Origin of the sequence: Streptomyces sp. NPDC007162, assembly GCF_040634175.1 — a bacterium.
Taxonomy (GTDB): domain Bacteria; phylum Actinomycetota; class Actinomycetes; order Streptomycetales; family Streptomycetaceae; genus Streptomyces.
The window spans coordinates 18220-35289 of the sequence record NZ_JBEYFC010000025.1; the positions used below are offsets into that span (position 1 = coordinate 18220).

10 protein-coding genes and 1 pseudogene are annotated in these 17070 nt (G+C 72.2%); 5 read left to right on the plus strand and 6 right to left on the minus strand.

Going from position 1 to position 17070, the window contains the following annotated elements; genetic code table 11:
* The first annotated feature begins 229 nt into the window (after positions 1–229).
* Positions 230–763 (plus strand): DoxX family protein, encoded by a 534-nt coding sequence (locus ABZ646_RS05225; protein ID WP_360513122.1) that lies wholly within the window; start codon positions 230–232, stop codon positions 761–763.
* Between the two features lie 9 nt (positions 764–772).
* Here ABZ646_RS05225 and ABZ646_RS05230 read toward each other — a convergent pair whose 3' ends face one another.
* Both ABZ646_RS05230 and ABZ646_RS05235 read right to left on the minus strand, forming a co-directional pair.
* Entirely contained in the window at positions 773–997 is a 225-nt protein-coding gene (locus tag ABZ646_RS05230; protein ID WP_360513124.1) for a hypothetical protein, read from the minus strand.
* A complete protein-coding gene (locus ABZ646_RS05235) occupies positions 984–2414 on the minus strand; it encodes a PspC domain-containing protein (RefSeq protein WP_360513126.1) in 1431 nt (476 codons plus the stop codon). The genes ABZ646_RS05230 and ABZ646_RS05235 overlap by 14 nt, the downstream gene beginning before the upstream one ends.
* A 210-nt stretch (positions 2415–2624) precedes the next feature.
* Between ABZ646_RS05235 and ABZ646_RS05240 the strand changes: the two genes are divergently transcribed.
* Positions 2625–3917 carry a PspC domain-containing protein gene (locus ABZ646_RS05240; protein WP_360513128.1) on the plus strand — a complete coding sequence of 431 codons (1293 nt, stop codon included), beginning with the start codon at positions 2625–2627 and terminating at the stop codon, positions 3915–3917.
* Positions 3914–4627 carry a response regulator transcription factor gene (locus tag ABZ646_RS05245; protein ID WP_360513130.1) on the plus strand — a complete coding sequence of 238 codons (714 nt, stop codon included), beginning with the start codon at positions 3914–3916 and terminating at the stop codon, positions 4625–4627. The genes ABZ646_RS05240 and ABZ646_RS05245 overlap by 4 nt, the downstream gene beginning before the upstream one ends.
* 81 nt (positions 4628–4708) lie before the next feature.
* Here ABZ646_RS05245 and ABZ646_RS05250 read toward each other — a convergent pair whose 3' ends face one another.
* A complete protein-coding gene (locus ABZ646_RS05250) occupies positions 4709–5764 on the minus strand; it encodes an NlpC/P60 family protein (protein WP_360513132.1) in 1056 nt (351 codons plus the stop codon).
* Between the two features lie 462 nt (positions 5765–6226).
* Between ABZ646_RS05250 and ABZ646_RS05255 the strand changes: the two genes are divergently transcribed.
* On the plus strand, positions 6227–6580 hold the full coding sequence (locus tag ABZ646_RS05255; protein WP_360513134.1) for a hypothetical protein: 354 nt from the start codon (positions 6227–6229) through the stop codon (positions 6578–6580).
* Here ABZ646_RS05255 and ABZ646_RS05260 read toward each other — a convergent pair.
* Both ABZ646_RS05260 and ABZ646_RS05265 read right to left on the minus strand, forming a co-directional pair.
* Positions 6558–7565: a tellurite resistance/C4-dicarboxylate transporter family protein gene (locus tag ABZ646_RS05260; RefSeq protein WP_360513136.1), complete on the minus strand. Its 1008-nt coding sequence runs from the start codon at positions 7563–7565 to the stop codon at positions 6558–6560. The genes ABZ646_RS05255 and ABZ646_RS05260 overlap by 23 nt on opposite strands.
* Positions 7566–7631: 66 nt before the next feature.
* Positions 7632–8795, minus strand: coding sequence for an NlpC/P60 family protein (locus ABZ646_RS05265; RefSeq protein WP_360513138.1), 1164 nt, complete (start codon positions 8793–8795; stop codon positions 7632–7634).
* A 479-nt stretch (positions 8796–9274) separates the two neighbouring features.
* Between ABZ646_RS05265 and ABZ646_RS05270 the strand changes: the two genes are divergently transcribed.
* Positions 9275–11218: a UvrD-helicase domain-containing protein gene (locus ABZ646_RS05270; protein WP_360513140.1), complete on the plus strand. Its 1944-nt coding sequence runs from the start codon at positions 9275–9277 to the stop codon at positions 11216–11218.
* On the opposite strand, the pseudogene ABZ646_RS05275 reads toward ABZ646_RS05270, so the two are convergent.
* Positions 11200–17064, minus strand: a pseudogene (locus ABZ646_RS05275) (SDR family NAD(P)-dependent oxidoreductase); the annotation flags it as partial. The gene ABZ646_RS05270 and the pseudogene ABZ646_RS05275 sit on opposite strands and share 19 nt — an antisense overlap.
* Positions 17065–17070: the final 6 nt, after the last annotated feature.

The window sequence follows — 17070 nt, forward strand, 5'->3', positions numbered from 1 at the left end:
GAGCTGACTCGGACCGGACGACGGACTGAGGACGACGGACTGAACCGAACGAGCGGACTGGCGGGCACCCTCACCTCTGACCCGTCTTGCCCACCTTTCCCCCTTGTCCCGGGTGACAAGACCAGCCGAAAATCGGAAAAACGTCCGGGGGAGGATTGAGCCGGGCGCCGTTGTCGTACGTATGGTCTCGTGAGGGCCTGGGCACGGCGGCGAGAGGTGGCTACTGGCGATGACTCACAGCATTCGTACGGACACGCACTCCCCCTATCTCGACGGTGACCGCGGCCTGCGGGACATCGCCACCCGATACGCCCTCCTTCCCCTGCGGATCTTCCTCGGCGTCACCTTCATCTACGCCGGGCTGAACAAACTGACCGACAGTGCCTTCCTGAAGTCGGGCGGTTCCGGCTCCATCGGCGACACGATGCGCGCCGTCCGTGACTCCGCGGCCATCCCGGCCCTGGTCGACCTGGCGCTGAAGAACCCGGTCGGCTTCGGCACCGCGATCGCCATCGGCGAGGTGGCCGTCGGCCTCGGCACCCTCTTCGGCCTGCTGGCCCGACTCGCCGCCCTCGGCGGTGCGCTGATCTCGCTCAGCCTCTGGCTGACCGTGAGCTGGGCCAACTCCCCGTACTACTACGGCAACGACCTCGCCTACCTGATGGCCTGGCTCCCCCTGGTCCTCGCCGGCGCTCCCTACCTCTCCCTGGACGCGATGCTCCGGGCCCGGCGACGGCAGCGATCCGGGGGACCGACCCACTGAGCGGCCGGGCTAGGACGTCCCGTCCGGGCGGGCGTCCGGGCGGCGGCGCCTGCGTACCGCCCGGGTCACGGACGCCGTCACCGCTGCCAGGAAGAGGCCGCTCACCATCACGGGGATGACCGCGAACCACTCGGTCTCCCACAGGCCCCCCGCGTCACCGGCGTAGGCGATCCCCGCGGCCGTCAGGAAGACACCGACGATCAGCCGCCCCGGCTGGAACTCATGCCGCAGCACGGGTCACCTCCACCTGTCCGGCGCCGACCTGGAGGCCCAGGTCCAGCGTGCCCGCCTTCCCCGCGCCGCTCACCGGCGCCAGCGTCACGTCCCTGTGCCTGCCCGGCTCCACGTCCACGTCCTTCTTGTCGTCACCGGGCAATTGGATGTCGCCCACCCCCACGTCGATGCTCATCCGCACCGTCACGTCCGTCGGCACGACGATCCTCAGCCGGCCCGCGCCCACCTCGGCCGACGTCGACACCGTCCGCCCCTCGGCCACGCGTATGTGCCGCAGGTCCAGGGTGCCGACGCCGGTCCCCAGGTCGTACGCCGGGGCCACCTGCGCCGCCGTGGCCGGGGTCCAGGAGACGCGTGTCCAGTGCGTGCTGATGTCGGACGGCATGGCGGTCGCCGCCGCGAGCAGCACCGCCGTGACGAGCGCCAGGAACAGCGAGCCCGCTCCCGTGCGTCCCAGGACGGAGCTGAGTGCCGTACCCAGCCCGAAGACGATCAGCGCACCGGCCAGACCGGTCTGAAGGCTGGTGCCCAGCGGGTGCGTGCCCCATGTCAGGCCCGTGCCCAGGACGCCCACCAGCAGCGCGAGAAGGAAGATCCAGCCGCCGATCCAGTGCGGCCCCCGTGGTCCGCGCGGCCCGGGGGGCGCGCCGCGCCGGGCGGAGACGTCCTGACCGTGGACCCACGGGGTGCCGAGCCGGAAGTCGAACCCCGGGGCGTCGGGGCCGCGGACGTCGGCGGGCCCCCACAGATAACCGGTGCCTCCGACATGGGTGCCGTCCTTGACGATCGGGTCGCGCCACCACGAGGGAAAGGAGACGGGGATCGGCGGGGCCTGGGCCTCGGGCGGGGCGTCGGCGACCGCCTGGGCGGACAGCGGGTCCGGGTCGGGGGCGCCGCGACGCCGTGACCAGTACCCGGCGCCCGCGAGGAGCACGGACAGGACGACCGCGAAGGCCAGCACCCCGCCGTTCCTGATCATCGTCAGCAGTACTCCGCAGCCGACCAGGGCGAACAGCACGGCCGCCAGGGCCTGCCCGTCGACCCGGCCGGTCAGCAGCTTGCGGACCTCGTTCTCCTCGTCGTCCTCGTACGGCACGAAGAGCCAGGCGAAGCCGTAGAAGAGGAGGCCGATGCCGCCGGTCGCCGCCAGCACCGCCAGGGTGATACGGAAGATCACCGGGTCCAGGTCGGTGTGGCGTCCGAGCCCCGCGCACACGCCCGCGATCATCTTGTGCCTGCGGTCCCGCCGGAACCGGGGGAACGCCTCGCCGGCGGTCCGCGCCGACGCACCGGCGTCGGCCCCCGGCGCGGTGGCATCCGTCGCGGCGGGCACGGCATCCGGCGGTCCGGAGCCCGGGGCGGGCCGCGGGCCGGGGCCGGGTCCCGGACCCGTCGCGGCGTGCTCGTGATCAGTCATGAGTCAATGGTGACGGCCGAGCCGCCCCGGCGGCAGTCGGGATGACCCTGGCCGAACCCTGAAATCGGCCCCGAGCCCGGCCCGGGAAACGTTCGAAAGGTCCCGGAGCCGCGGGAGAACGGGCGTCGCCGCGGGGAAATCCGAAGATCAGGGGAGTATCGGGGGTCGACCCTGATGCTCCGCAACTGCCGGCGTGTGAACATCGATGGCATGCCGGAAGCCGCAGCAGTGCCCCTCGACGACCCGCGGCCGCCGCGCAAGCTCTACCGCAGCAGCGACGGCCGCTGGCTCGGCGGAGTGGCGCGGGGCCTCGCCGGGCATCTCGGCCTGCCCGTCGTGTGGGTCCGGCTCGTCTTCGTCGGCCTGTTCATGGCCAACGGCCTCGGCGCGCTGCTGTACGCGGCGTTCTGGTTCTTCGTGCCGCTCGGCGTGGGCGGGGTCGGCGGTCAGAAGCCCCCGTCCCTGGTCGCCACCGAGACCTCGCCGGACGGCCGCCGCCGACTCGTCACCCGCAGACCGGACCGGGGCCAGATCGTCGCCCTGCTCCTCATGGTCGTCGTGTCCCTGGTGTTCGTGGGCAGCATCAACCTGACCGGGGGCGCCAAGGCGTATCTCCTGCCCGCCGTCCTGGTCGCCGCCGGTGTCGCCCTCGTCTGGCGTCAGGCCGACAACGCGCGCCGGGCCCGCTGGGTCGAGGTCGGCAGCAGGCGGCGGACGCTGACCCTGCTGCGGGCGGGCTTCGGAGTCCTCCTCGTCACCGCGGGCGTCACGGGTGTCTTCCTCATGCAGGGCTCCGCCGCACACATCGGCGCGGTGCTCCAGGCCGCGCTCGCCGTGGTCGTCGGCATCACCCTGCTCGCCGGACCGTATCTGGTGCGGATGACGCAGGACCTCTCCGAGGAGCGGCTCATGCGTATCCGCGCCCAGGAGCGGGCCGAGGTCGCCGCCCACGTCCACGACTCCGTGCTGCACACGCTCACCCTGATCCAGCGCAACGCGGAGAACGCGGGCGAGGTGCGCCGTCTCGCCCGCGCCCAGGAACGCGACCTGCGCACCTGGCTCTACAAACCCGAGGGCATCGGCAAGGACGAGGCCGACGAACCCACCACCCTCGCCGACGCGGTCCGCCGCAGCGCCGCCGAGGTCGAGGACAAGCACGGCGTCCCCATCGAGGTCGTGGTGGTCGGGGACTGCCCGCTCGACGAAGGGACCGGCGCACAGATGCAGGCCGCGCGCGAGGCGATGGTCAACGCCGCCAAGTACGGTGGCGAGGGCGGTGCCGTCCAGGTCTACGCCGAAGTCGAGGGAAGAACGGTGTTCGTGTCCGTGCGTGACCGCGGTCCCGGTTTCGATCCCGACGCGATACCCGCCGACCGCATGGGTGTCAGAGAATCGATCATCGGCCGGATGGAGCGCCACGGCGGCACAGCACGTCTGCGGTCCGTACCGGGCGGCGGCACGGAGGTCGAGCTGGAGATGGAGAGGGTGGAGAACACGTCATGAGCGACGCGACCGAGGCGAACGGTCCGGCGGAGGGCGCGCAGAAGGCCGGCCGCCGGGTACGGGTGGTCCTCGTCGACGACCACCGGATGTTCCGTACGGGTGTCCAGGCCGAGATCGGCCAGACCGAGCAGACCGGCGTCCAGGTGGTCGGCGAGGCCGCCGACGTCGACCAGGCGGTCACGGTGATCACCGCGACCCGGCCCGAGGTGGTCCTCCTCGACGTGCATCTGCCGGGCGGCGGCGGGGTCGAAGTGCTGCGCCGGTGCGCCCCGTTGACGGCGGACGCCGAGCAGCCGGTGCGCTTCCTCGCGCTCTCCGTGTCGGACGCGGCCGAGGACGTGATCGGCGTGATCCGCGGCGGTGCCCGCGGCTATGTCACCAAGACGATCACCGGCACCGACCTGGTCGACTCGATCTTCCGGGTGCAGGAGGGCGACGCGGTCTTCTCCCCACGGCTCGCCGGGTTCGTCCTGGACGCCTTCGCCTCCACGGACGCCCCGCCGGTCGACGAGGACCTCGACCGCCTCACCCAGCGCGAGCGAGAGGTCCTGCGCCTCATCGCCCGCGGCTACGCCTACAAGGAGATCGCCAAGCAGCTGTTCATCTCGGTCAAGACGGTTGAGTCCCATGTCTCGGCGGTACTGCGCAAGTTGCAGCTGTCGAACCGGCACGAGCTCACCCGCTGGGCGACGGCACGCCGCCTGGTCTGACCGGCCAACAGGCGCGTAGACGATCACACCGGAGCCCCCGCTTGGCGGGCACCTGAACCGGTTGGTCAGGGCGGTGAGCTCTCACGCCACCCGTGTCGCCCCCGCGAACGGCATCTCGTCGACGGGGGCGACACGTACCGGCGCCGACGGGTTGGGGGCGTGGATCATCAGGCCGTTGCCGATGTAGATGCCCACGTGACTGATGCCCGAGTAGAAGAACACCAGGTCGCCCGGCTGGAGTTCGGAGCGTGAGACGCGGCGGCCGGCGTTGATCTGTGCGTAGGTGGTGCGCGGGATGGAGACCCCGGCGGAGCGGTAGGCGGCCTGGGCCAGGCCCGAGCAGTCGAAGGCGTCGGGGCCCGTCGCGCCCCACACGTAGGGGCTGCCGAGCTTCGAGTAGGCGTAGGCGACGGCGGCCGCGGCGCGGGAGTCGGGGGCGGCGGCACTGCTCGGGGTCAGGGGGTCGCGGCCGTCGGCGGCCGAGCGGGAGGCGCGGCCGGTGCCGTCCGTCGTGACCGTCGCCCGCTGCTCCGGCGTCAGTCCGGACAGCAGCCGCCGGGCCTCGCCGAGTTCGGCGTCGACCGTGGTCTTCTGCCGCTTCAGCTCGGCCTGCCGGGACCGCAGGCCCGTCAGCACGACGCGCGCCGCACCCCGCAGCTGCTCGATCTCGCGCAGCTGCCCGCGCACCCGCGCCACCTCGGCGGCCTGCCGGTCACCGGCCCGTTCGGCGAACGCGGCGTCGTCCAGGTACCGGTCGGGGTCACTGGAGAGCACCAGCTGCCAGGCCGGGTCGATACCGCCGGCGCGGTACTGTGCCGCCGCCGTCGCACCGAGCGCGTCCCGGGCGGAGTTGAGCTGCTCCTGCCGGCGGGCGGTCTGGTCCTGCAGCGACCTCAGCCGTCGCTGGGCCGCGTCGGCCTGGTCCTTCGCGCCGTCGTACTTCTGGGTGGCCGCCTCGGCCTCCTGGTACAGCTGGTCCACCTTGGCCTTCACCTGCGCGGGTGTCAGTCGCGGCTCGGCGTGTCCGATCCCTTCGAAGCCCGTCGCGGTGGCCGCGCCCGCGAGGGCGAGGGTGACGGCCGCGCGGGCCGTATGACCGCTGAGCGGACTCTGCCGGGGCTTGCGGTGCGCTGCCACCTGGGCTGTTCACGTCCTTTCGTACGACCGTCGGCGCGTCCGTGCGAACGCCAGGGGGAGCGCGCGTACGGGGGAGCGGTTGCGCGTCCGGCGGCGGACCGCACAGGGGAGCGGGCCGCCGCCGGACTCTTTCGGCGGTGGTGTCCGACTGCCGCCCCTGGCCCGGGCGGCGGTGGGGAGTCGGTCACCTGGGGGAGGACGCTAGGCCCGGATGTGTCGGCCTGGTGCCGCGATGCACGGAATTGACGTGACCGGATCGTTACCGGACGGTATGTGGCCCGAGTTCCGATCCGGAGCCGTCGGCTTCGCGGGGCGGGATGACCGATGCGGCGGTTCCGAGGCGGGCGGGGCCCGGGGACTGCTATGGGGTGCATATATGCGACATCGCGGCGACGCGCCGGGCGGCATCGAGGCGGGGGCCGGGGGCAGCGCCGTCGGGGGCTCTGATTAGGCTCCGGAGCCATGGACGTACTCATCCATCTCTTCGTCGGCCTGCACATCATCGGCATCGCCGCGCTGCTCGGCGGTTTCCTCACCCAGATGAAGGCGATGGGCCGGGGCACGGCCCGGTTCGTCCCCGGGATGCTGCACGGCGCGTTCACCATGCTCGCGACCGGCGTGATCCTGGTCGGCCTCAACGAGGCCGACGGCCACCACGTCAACACCATCAAGATCGGCGTGAAGCTCGCCCTGCTGATCGTGATCCTCGGGCTCGTCTACGTGCAGCGCGACGAGGAGAAGGTGGCGAAGAACGCCTTCGGCCTGGTGGGTCTGCTGACCATGGTGAACATCTTCATCGCCGTGCTGTGGACGTGACCCTCCGGGAGCCCTCCCAGGACGCCTTCCCGAAGGCGGCGCGGGCCGTCACCGCCGCCCCGGCGGCCACCGCGAGCCAGGCCGCCGCCGCGATCCACACCAGCACCCGCCCCGGCCAGGTCAGCCACGTGACGCCGGCGGACGTCGCGACCGACAGCACGGCCGCCGCCGTCATCCCCATCGGGAACACCGTCGCCCAGCGCCGTTCGTCGTAACGGAGCCGGGGCCGGGCCAGCTCCGCGGCCAGCAGGACGACGTACCAGGCCAGGGCCAGGGCCAGCAGCGCCACGGTGACCGTGCGCAGGACGCCCTGGTCGTCGTCGTTCCACAGGTACAGCCGGGCGCTGTCGGCGGCCAGCAGCTTCGCCCCGGCCAGCGCGGAGATCGCCAGGGCGCCACCGGCCACCCACTGGTCGCCGGGCCCCGAGACGACCTGCCGGCACGCGAAATGGGGCACCGCGAGCCCGTACAGCGCCAGCCCCAGCCAGAAGAGCACCAGCGCGAGGTGCGCGAGCCATGCCGTGCCCAGCGCAGCCGCCAGCGTCGCGCCGAGCACGGTGAGCCCCTCGGTGGCCACGCAGCCCAGGAAGACGGAGCCGGGCATCCGCTTCTTCCAGTGCCGTACGACGAGGACGAGCAGCGGCGGCCACAGCAGCGTCGCCAGCGCCAGCAGCGCCTCGGCGAGGGGCTGCCGGCCGAGCAGCGAGAACCGCGTCCCCAGCACGCTCGTCGCGGCCACGGCGGTGAGGGCGCTCGGTTTCCTCGCCTCCGTCAGCCACCGCCGGCGGTCGGCCAGCAGCCGTACGACGAAGTCCGCCGCCAGTCCCGCCCACGCCACACAGGCCAGTACGAGCGCGACCCGGGACAGCGTCTCCGCCTCCACCTGCTGCAACCCGACCGACACGATGCCGGTGGCCATCACGGCGGCCCCGGCCGCCGGCGGACGCTGCGCCCACCAGGCGCGGACGCGTGAGATGCCGGACATGTGCCGATGCTAAGGAGCGTCGGGCGCCGTGCGAGCGGGCCACGCGGAGGCGCGTGGGTGCGTTCCTCAGGCCGGTCGCACCACGCTGTGGATGATCGACTCGCCTCCGTAGTAGATCGACTCCTCCCGGACGTACGCGCCGGGCTTGGGGGCGTGGATCATCATGCCGTTGCCGATGTAGATGCCGACGTGGCTGATGTCGTCGTAGAAGAAGACCAGGTCGCCGGGCTGGGCGTCGGCGAGGGGGACGGTGGTGCCGGCGTTCACCTGGTCGTAGGTGGTACGCGGCAGGGAGACGCCCGCGGCCTTCCAGGCGGCCTGGGAGAGCCCGGAGCAGTCGTAGGAACCGGGGCCGGTCGCGCCCCAGACGTACGGCTTGCCGATCTGCGCGCGGGCGAAGGCGATCGCCTTGGCGGCCTTCGTGGCGTACGCGGAGTCGGAGGACGGCGAAGAGGCGGACGAAGAAGAGGAGGAGGACGAGGAGCTGCCGGCCGATGGGGACGAGGCTTCCTGCCGGGCGGCCGCCGCCTGCTGCTTCGCGAGTTCCGCCGCCTTGCGATCCGCCTCCTCCTGCTTCTTCTTCTCGATCTGCGCGAGCCGCGCCTTCTCCTCGGCCGTCAGCTTCGACAGCAGCTGCCGCGCGGAGGCCAGTTTCGACTGGACGGTGGCCTTGGCGGTCCTGAGGTCGTCCTGGGTCTCGGTGAGCGTCTCCAGGCTCCTGGCGGCCTCCTGCCGCTTCTTCATGGTCGCGGACTGCTGGGTGACGTAGTCGTCGACCGCGTCCTTCTGGCGCGAGGTCAGCCGGTTCATCAGCTGCGACTGGTCGAAGTAGTCCTGCGGATCGTCCGCGAGCAGGAAGGTCGCCGTCTGGGGGACCTCGGTCCCGGTCCGGTACTGCGCCGCGGCGAACGACCCCAGTTCCTCGCGCGCTCTGTTCAGCCGGTCCGTGCGCTCGGCGACGTCGTCGAGCATGGTGTCGACGCGCTTGCGCTGCTTGCCGGTCCGCTCCTTGGCCGCGTCGTACTTCTCGGTCGACGACTCCGCCTGCCGGTAGAGGTCGTCGACCTTCTTCTCCACCTCCTCCAGGCTCGGCCTGCCGTCCTCGGAGGGCGCCGCGCCGGCCGTCTGGGAGAGCAGTGCCACGGAGGTGAGGGCGGCGGTGGCCAGGACGGGGGTGCGTATGCCCGCTCCGCGCGCTGCGGAGGGGCGGGACCTGCGGTGCGACGCCAACGGAGGCGACTCCTTCCATGTTCCGCCTACCGAGTTAGCGGTGGGGGTACCCCCAGGCCCTAAAGGCTCTGGGGGAGGGTTCGGGCGGGTGGTTCGGAAGGGTTGCCCTACGGTTCCTCCCCCGGAGAGGAGGCGGGACCGATTCACCCCGAGGTCGGTGTGGGTCCCCGGCTCCGGATGCGCGGCGGCGCCCCGGACTCGGCGGAGGCCGCGCGGCCCGGCGACGTTCGCCGGTGGGTGTCGTGCGGCCTGCCCGGCACGGTAGCCAACTCGTGTGCTCCATGTGAAGGTTGATGTGCGATATGCCCGATACGTTTTCGTGACCTGAATGTTGAGTCTCCTGCGCGTGGGCGGTTCGCGGCGATATACGCGCTCTTGTCGTCATCACTGAAGGTAATGGGCCGAGTCCTTCGGGTGGCCGGGCCGAGTTTCCGGGGCGGGGACCGGTTGTCGGTGGGGCGCCCTAGACTCGGAGAGCGATGAGCAGCCTCTTTGACGACAGCTTCCTGGCGAGCCTCCAGCCCCCCCGCGGCCACGAGGAGGAACCCCCGCCGCCGCCCGAGGACGAGCACGGACCCGAGCCGGTTCCGGACGACCTGTTCGGCGGGCGGTTCGACGTGCCCCCGGACCGGGACGCCTACTACCGCGACGGCGCCGCCCGCCCTGCCCTGGACGCGGCCGCGCTCCTGGAGGGGCTGAACGACAACCAGCGCGCGGCCGTCGTGCACGCCGGTTCCCCGCTGCTCATCGTGGCCGGCGCCGGCTCCGGCAAGACGCGGGTGCTCACCCACCGCATCGCCCACCTGCTCGGCGAGCGCCACGTCCACCCGGGCCAGATCCTCGCGATCACCTTCACCAACAAGGCCGCGGGCGAGATGAAGGAGCGCGTCGAGCAGCTCGTCGGCCCGCGCGCGAACGCGATGTGGGTGATGACCTTCCACAGCGCCTGCGTGCGGATCCTGCGCAGGGAGAGCAAGAAGCTCGGCTTCACCTCCTCCTTCTCGATCTACGACGCGGCCGACTCCAAGCGCCTGATGGCCCTGGTCTGCCGTGACCTGGACCTCGACCCCAAGCGCTACCCGCCGAAGTCCTTCAGCGCCCAGATCAGCAACCTGAAGAACGAACTGGTCGACGAGGAGGACTTCGCCGCCCGCGCGAGCGACGGCTTCGAGAAGACCCTCGCCCAGGCCTACGCCCTCTACCAGTCGCGGTTGCGCGAGGCGAACGCCCTCGACTTCGACGACCTGATCATGACGACGGTCAACCTGCTGCGCGCCTTCCCGGACGTCGCCGAGCACTACCGCCGCCGCTTCCGGCACGTCCTGGTCGACGAGTACCAGGACACCAACCACGCCCAGTACGCCCTGGTGCGCGAGCTGGTCGGCACGGGTGCGCACGCCGTGGACGTGCCGCCCGCCGAGCACGACCTCCCGCCCGCCGAGCTGTGCGTGGTGGGTGACGCCGACCAGTCGATCTACGCCTTCCGGGGCGCGACGATCCGCAACATCCTCCAGTTCGAGGAGGACTACCCGAACGCGACGACGATCCTCCTGGAGCAGAACTACCGCTCCACGCAGACGATCCTCTCCGCCGCCAACGCGGTCATCGAGCGCAACGAGTCCCGACGCCCCAAGAACCTGTGGACCAACGCGGGCGCGGGCGCGCAGATCACCGGATACGTCGCCGACACCGAGCACGACGAGGCCCAGTTCGTCGCCGAGGAGATAGACCGTCTGACGGACGCGGGCGAGGCGAAGGCGGGCGATGTCGCGGTCTTCTACCGCACCAACGCCCAGTCCCGGGTCTTCGAGGAGATCTTCATCCGCGTCGGCCTGCCCTACAAGGTCGTCGGCGGTGTCCGCTTCTACGAGCGCAAGGAGGTCCGGGACGTCCTCGCCTATCTGCGGGTGCTGGCCAACCCGGAGGACTCCGTCCCGCTGCGCCGGATCCTCAACGTCCCCAAGCGCGGGATCGGCGACCGCGCGGAGGCGATGATCGACGCCCTCGCCCAGCGCGAGAAGATCAGCTTCCCACAGGCGCTCAGGCGCGTCGAGGAGGCGTACGGCATGGCCGCGCGGTCGACGAACGCGGTCAAGCGGTTCAACACGCTGATGGAGGAACTCCGTACGGTCGTGGAGTCCGGCGCCGGACCGGCCACGGTCCTGGAGGCGATCTACGAACGCACCGGTTACCTGGCCGAGTTGCAGAACTCGACGGACCCGCAGGACGAGACCCGTATCGAGAACCTCCAGGAACTCGCCTCCGTGGCCCTGGAGTTCGAGCAGGAGTCCGAGGAGGGCGAGGCGACCGGCGGGCTCGCCGACTTCCTGGAACGCGTCGCCCTGGTCGCCGACTCCGACTCGACCAGTTCCCGTACGACCGGCTCGAAGGACACCGGCCGGCGCATGTTCGCGAACCAGTAGCCCGCGTCGAGGGTTCCCGGCTCCCGCAGGCCCGGCTCGACCGTCGAGTAGAACGGCACAGCCCCCTCGCGTGGCTCGACCTCCCGCAGAAGCTCAGCCAGGTCGTCCTCGAGGTCGTCCACCAGCGCGCAGTGGGTGGCCACGGACGAGGCGACCACCCGGGCCCGGACGCCCTCCTCGGTCAGCCGCGCCGTGAAGCCCTCCACCGCGTCCTGCCCGCCGGCCACGGTCACCGTCGCGGGTCCGTTGATCCCGGCAATGCTCAAACCTTCAGGCAACAGCTCGCGGACCCGCTCGACCGGCAGCGCGATCGAGGCCAGCACGCCGCGGCCGACCATCCGCTCGGCCAGCAGCCGGCTGCGCAACGCCACGACCCGCGCGCCGTCCGCCAGGCTCAGCTCGCCTGCCACGACGGCCGCCGCGATCTCGCCCTGACTGGCGCCGATGACAGCGTCCGGCTCCACACCGAAGGACCGCCACACCGCCGCCAGGGACACCATCACGGCCCACAGCACGGGCTGGACGACCTCCACCCGCTTGAGCGCGACCTCGTCACCGAGTACGTCCTCCAGCGACCAGTCCACGAACGCCGCCAGGGCCGCCTGGCACTCGGCGAAGGACGCGGCGAACACCGGCGAGGATCCCAGCAGGTCCTGGGCCATGCCGGCCCACTGGCCGCCCTGGCCGGGGAAGACGAACACCACCCGGTTCGCGCGGCGGTCCTGTTTCGGTGCCTGCTCGCCCGTCGTCACGGCGCGCAGGCCGGCGAGCAACTCGTCACGATCGCTGCCGACCACCACGGCCCGGCGATCGAACGCCTCCCGGGTTTCCAGCAGCGACCAGCCCACGTCCACCGGGCGCAGAGCGGGAACCGATTCCACGTGTTCCAGCAGTCGCGCGGCTTGTGCCCGTGCGGCGTCGTCGGTCTTGCCGGACAGCACCCAGGGCACCACGCCCTCGTCGTCGGGGCTCACCGGCGGTGGCATCTCGGCCCGGGACGGGGCTTCGAGGATCACGTGGGCGTTGGTGCCGCTGATGCCGAACGAGGAGACGCCGGCGCGGCGCGGATGGCCGTTCTCGGGCCACGGCACCGCTGACGTCAGCAGCCGTACGTTGCCCTTCGTCCAGTCGACCTGGGAGGTAGGCGCGTCCACGTGCAGCGTCTTGGGCAGCAGTCCGTGACGCAGGGCCATGACCATCTTGATCACACCGCCGACACCCGCCGCGGCCTGGGTGTGGCCGATGTTCGACTTCAGGGATCCCAGCCACAGCGGCCGGTCGTCGGGGCGGTTCTGGCCGTACGTGGCGAGCAGTGCCTGGGCTTCGATCGGGTCGCCGAGGCGGGTGCCCGTACCGTGGGCCTCCACCGCATCCACGTCAGCCGACGACAGACCGGCAGAAGCCAGGGCCTGACGGATGACACGCTGCTGAGACGGGCCGTTCGGGGCGGTGAGGCCGTTGGAGGCACCGTCCTGGTTGACCGCGCTCGAGCGGAACACGGCCAGCACCTCGTGGCCGTGGCGCTCGGCGTCGGACAGGCGTTCCAGCACGATCATGCCGACGCCCTCGGACCAGCCCGCGCCGTCGGCACCGTCGGAGAACGACTTGCACCGCCCGTCGCCGGCGAGCGGGCCCTGCGCCGTGAGCCCGACGATCGCCCCGGGTGTGGCCATGACGGTGACACCGCCCGCGAGAGCGAGCGTGCACTCGCCCGACCGCAGGGCCTGGGCGGCCAGGTGCATCGCCACGAGCGACGAGGAGCAGGCGGTGTCCACGCTGACCGCGGGACCCTCCAGGCCCAGCGTGTACGCGACGCGGCCCGAGATCGCGCTGCTCGCGCCGCCGGTCACCAGGTGTCCGCGCAGCTCCTCGTTGCCGTGGTCGACGATGTCGGTGTAGCCGGACTGGTAGGCGCCGGCGAAGACGCCGGTCGGGGTCCCGACCAGCGAGGAGGGAGCGATTCCCGCTTGTTCCAGCGCCTCCCACGACACTTCGAGCAGCAACCGCTGCTGCGGATCAGTGGCCAGAGCCTCGCGGGGCGAGATGCGGAAGAACTGCGCGTCGAACTCGTCGGCGCCGTCGATGAAACCACCCTCGGCGGTGGCGGACATGCTCGTTCCGGACCCGTCCGCGCCGAGCAGCGCGTCCAGGTCCCAGCCGCGGTCGGCCGGGAACGGGGTGATGCCGTCGATCTCGTCGGTGACGACGCGCCACAGGCCGTCGGGGTCCGTGACCCCGCCGGGGTACCGGCAGGCCATGCCCACGATGACGATCGGGTCGTCGGCGACCGGCACGAGCGCCGGCACCACGGCCGGATCCGGAGCCGGGTCTCCGGACTCCGCGGCCAGGTATCCGGCCAGCCGCGTGACGGTCGGATAGTCGAACACCGCGCTGGAGGCCAGACTCAAACCGGTTCGAGACTGCAGCAGGTTGCGCAGTTCCACGGAGGTCAGCGAGTCGAAGCCCAGCTCGTTGAACGGCTGGTCCGGGTCGATCTGCGCGGCGGAGGCGTGACCCAGCACGGATGCGGCCGTCTCGCGGACGAGATCGGTCAGGACCCGCCGGCGCTCGGCGGCGGGCAACTCGTGCCGCGAGGGCACGTTGTCGGCGGCGCGGCGTGCGGAGCCGCCGGCCAGCGCGCGCCACACGGCCGGAAGGTCCTGCTGGTTCCGCAGGGCCGCGATGTTGAGCCGGGTCAGCGCCAGCACCGGGTGGCCGGTCTCCAGCGCCCGGTCGAACAGCTCCACTCCCTGCTCGGCGGAGAGCGGCGGCATGGCCGACCGGGCGAGCCGGGCCAGATCCGTGCGCGACAGGGTGCCCGTCAGGCCGATCTCAGTCGTCCACGCGCCCCACGCCATCGACAGGCCCGGCAGGCCCGCGTGGCGGCGGTGCTGCATCAACGCGTCCAGGAACACGTTGCCGGCGGCGTAGTTTCCCTGCCCGGCCCCGCCCGAGATCCCGGCGAGGGAGGAGAACACCACGAACATCGCCAGGTCCTGGTCGCGGGTCAGCTCGTGCAGGTGCCAGGCCGCGTCGACCTTCGGTACGAGCACCCGGTCCAGGCGGTCACGCGACAGCGACCCGAGGACGCCGTCCTCGACCACGCCCGCGGTGTGCACGACGCCGGTGATGGTCCTGGCGGCCAGCGCCACGGCCAGCGCCGAACGGTCCGCCACGTCGCACGCCACGATCTCGGCGACGGCACCGCGCTGGGCCAGGTCGGCAACGACTTCGGCGGCGCCGGGGGCGTCCGCACCACGTCGGCTCAGCAGCAGCAGCTTGCGGGCACCGTGGTCGGCAAGGTGCCGGGCCATGACGCCACCGAGACCTCCGGTGCCACCGGTGATGACAACCGTACCGTCCGGGTCGAGGGCCCGGGGGATCGTCAGCACCAGCTTGCCGACGTGCCGGGCCTGGCTCATGTGCCGGAAGGCGTCCTGCGCCCGGCGGACGTCCCAGGCGGTGACGGGCAGCGGGTGCAGAACACCGGCGCCGAACAAGCCCATCACGTCTCGCAGCATTTCCTGGATACGGTCCCAGCCCGCGTCCATGAGGTCGAAAGCCGCGTAGTTGGCCCGCGGCGCGAGCTCCTCCGCCGACCGAATGTCGGTCTTGCCCATCTCGAGGAAGCGCCCGCCGGGGGCCAGCACGTCGAGCGAGGCGTCCACGAACTCGCCGGCCAAAGAGTTGAGCACCACGTCGACGCCGCGGCCCTCCGTGGCGGTCCGGAACCGTTCGCGGAACGTCAGGTCCCGCGAGGACGCGATCCGGTGCTGCGCCACGCCCTGTCCGTGCAGGACCGGCCATTTCGCCTCGCTCGCGGTGGCGTAGACGTCCGCGCCGAGATGCCGCGCGAGCTGGATGGCCGCCATGCCGACGCCGCCGGTGCCGGCGTGGATCAGAACCGATTCCCCAGGGTGCAGGCCGGCCAGGTCGACCAGTCCGTAATAGGCGGTCAGGAACACGATCGGCACCGCTGCGGCAGTGGCGAACGACCAGTCCTCGGGCATCGCGGTGAGCAGCCGCTCGTCGGTCACGGCAACCGGCCCGATCGACCCGAAGGCCAGACCCAGCACCCGGTCGCCGGGCCGCACCCCGGTGACCCCGTGCCCCACCTCGGTGACCACGCCCGCGATCTCGCCGCCGAGCGGGCCGGCCTGGCCGCGATACATGCCGAGGGCGTTGAGGACGTCGCGGAAGTTGAGGCCCGCCGCGCGTACGTCGAGCCGGACCTGGCCCGCCTCCAGCGGTTCCCCCAGCTCGGGCCGGGGGACGAGCGCCAGGTTCTCCAGCGTGCCACGTTCCGTGGTGTCCAGCCGCCATGGGACCTGCGCCGCCGGGACGGGAAGCTCGTCGCCGCGACCGGTCCGGTACAGGCGCGCGGTGTGCAACCGGCCCTGGCGCCACGCCAGCTGCGGTTCGCCGACGGCAAGGACCTGGCCCAGCAGCACCGCGTCCACCTCGGCGTCGGTGTCGAGCAGCACGATCCGGCCCGGGTTCTCGGTCTGCGCCGAGCGCACCAGACCCCACACCGCCGCCGCGGCCAGATCCGTCACGGTCTCGCCGGGCTGTGCGGCAACCGCGCCGCGGGTGACGACGACCAGTGGGGCCGCGGTCCCCTCCAGCCGGACCTGCAGCTGCTCCAGCACCCAGGCGGTGCGGTCGTGGGCGGACTCCACCACGTCGTCCGGGTCCCCGGACACCGGCAGAATCACAGCGCGCGGTTGCGCCTCGTCGTCGGTGCCGGTCGCGACCTCGGGAAGGCCGGCGTGGGCCGCGGTATCCGGGTCGACCATCACCCACTCAGCCACCGGTTCCGCGTCCGGGACCGGGATCTCGGGCCACTGCGGGGCAAGCAGGGACCGGTCGCCCGTACCGGCTGCGGCGCCCGGAGCCGCGGCCGCCCGGACGGTCAGCGAGCCGATCGACAGCACCGGTGATCCGGCGCCGTCCGCGACCACGATCGCGGCCTGGTCCGCACCCTGCGGGGTCAGGACGACGCGCAGCCGGGACGCCCCGGTGGCGCGCAGGACCACACCGGAGAAGCTGAACGGCAGCCCGCCGCTTTCCACCGCGTCGAGCCCGGCGAAGGCCATGGCCTGCAGCGCGGCGTCCAGCAGCGCCGGGTGCAGCCCGAACGACGTGCCCCGGGCCGCGTCAGGCAGCTCCACCTCGGCGAGGACGCGGTCCCCATCCCGCCAGGCGCGGTGCAGCCCCTGGAACATCGGACCGTACGCGAGGAGCCCGCCCTCCCGCACCCGCTCGTAGAAGCCCGCGGTGTCCAACTCGGTCGCCTCCGGTCCAGGCCACGGCCCGGCGAACGGGGCGAACTCCGGTCCCGCCTCGGCCGCGGTGGCGCTGACCGTTCCGGTGGCGTGCCGGGTCCACGTCTCCTCGCCGTCCGGCCGGGCGTGGACCGCGATGCTGCGCCGCGCATCAGCCTCGGCGCCGACCAAGACCTGCACCTGGATACCGCCCTGGGCGGGCAGCACCAGCGGGGCCTCCAGAACGAGCTCGTCGACGTGGTCGCAGCCGACGCTGTCCCCGGCGCGGACGGCGAGCTCGACGAATCCGGCGCCGGGGAACACAGCCACGCCCCGGACGGCGTGGTCGGCGAGCCAGGGATGGGTGCGCAGCGACAGGCGGCTGGTGAACACGACCCCGTCGAACTGCGGCAGTGGCAGCACTGCCCCCAGCAACGGATGCTCGGCTGCGCTCAGCCCGGCCGCGGCGACATCGGCCGGCCCGCTGGTGGTGTCGGGCCAGAAGCGCTGGTGCTGGAAGGCGTAGGTCGGCAGCTTGACCCGCTGCGCGTCCAGGCCCTCGAACACCGGCGCCCAGTCCACGGCGAC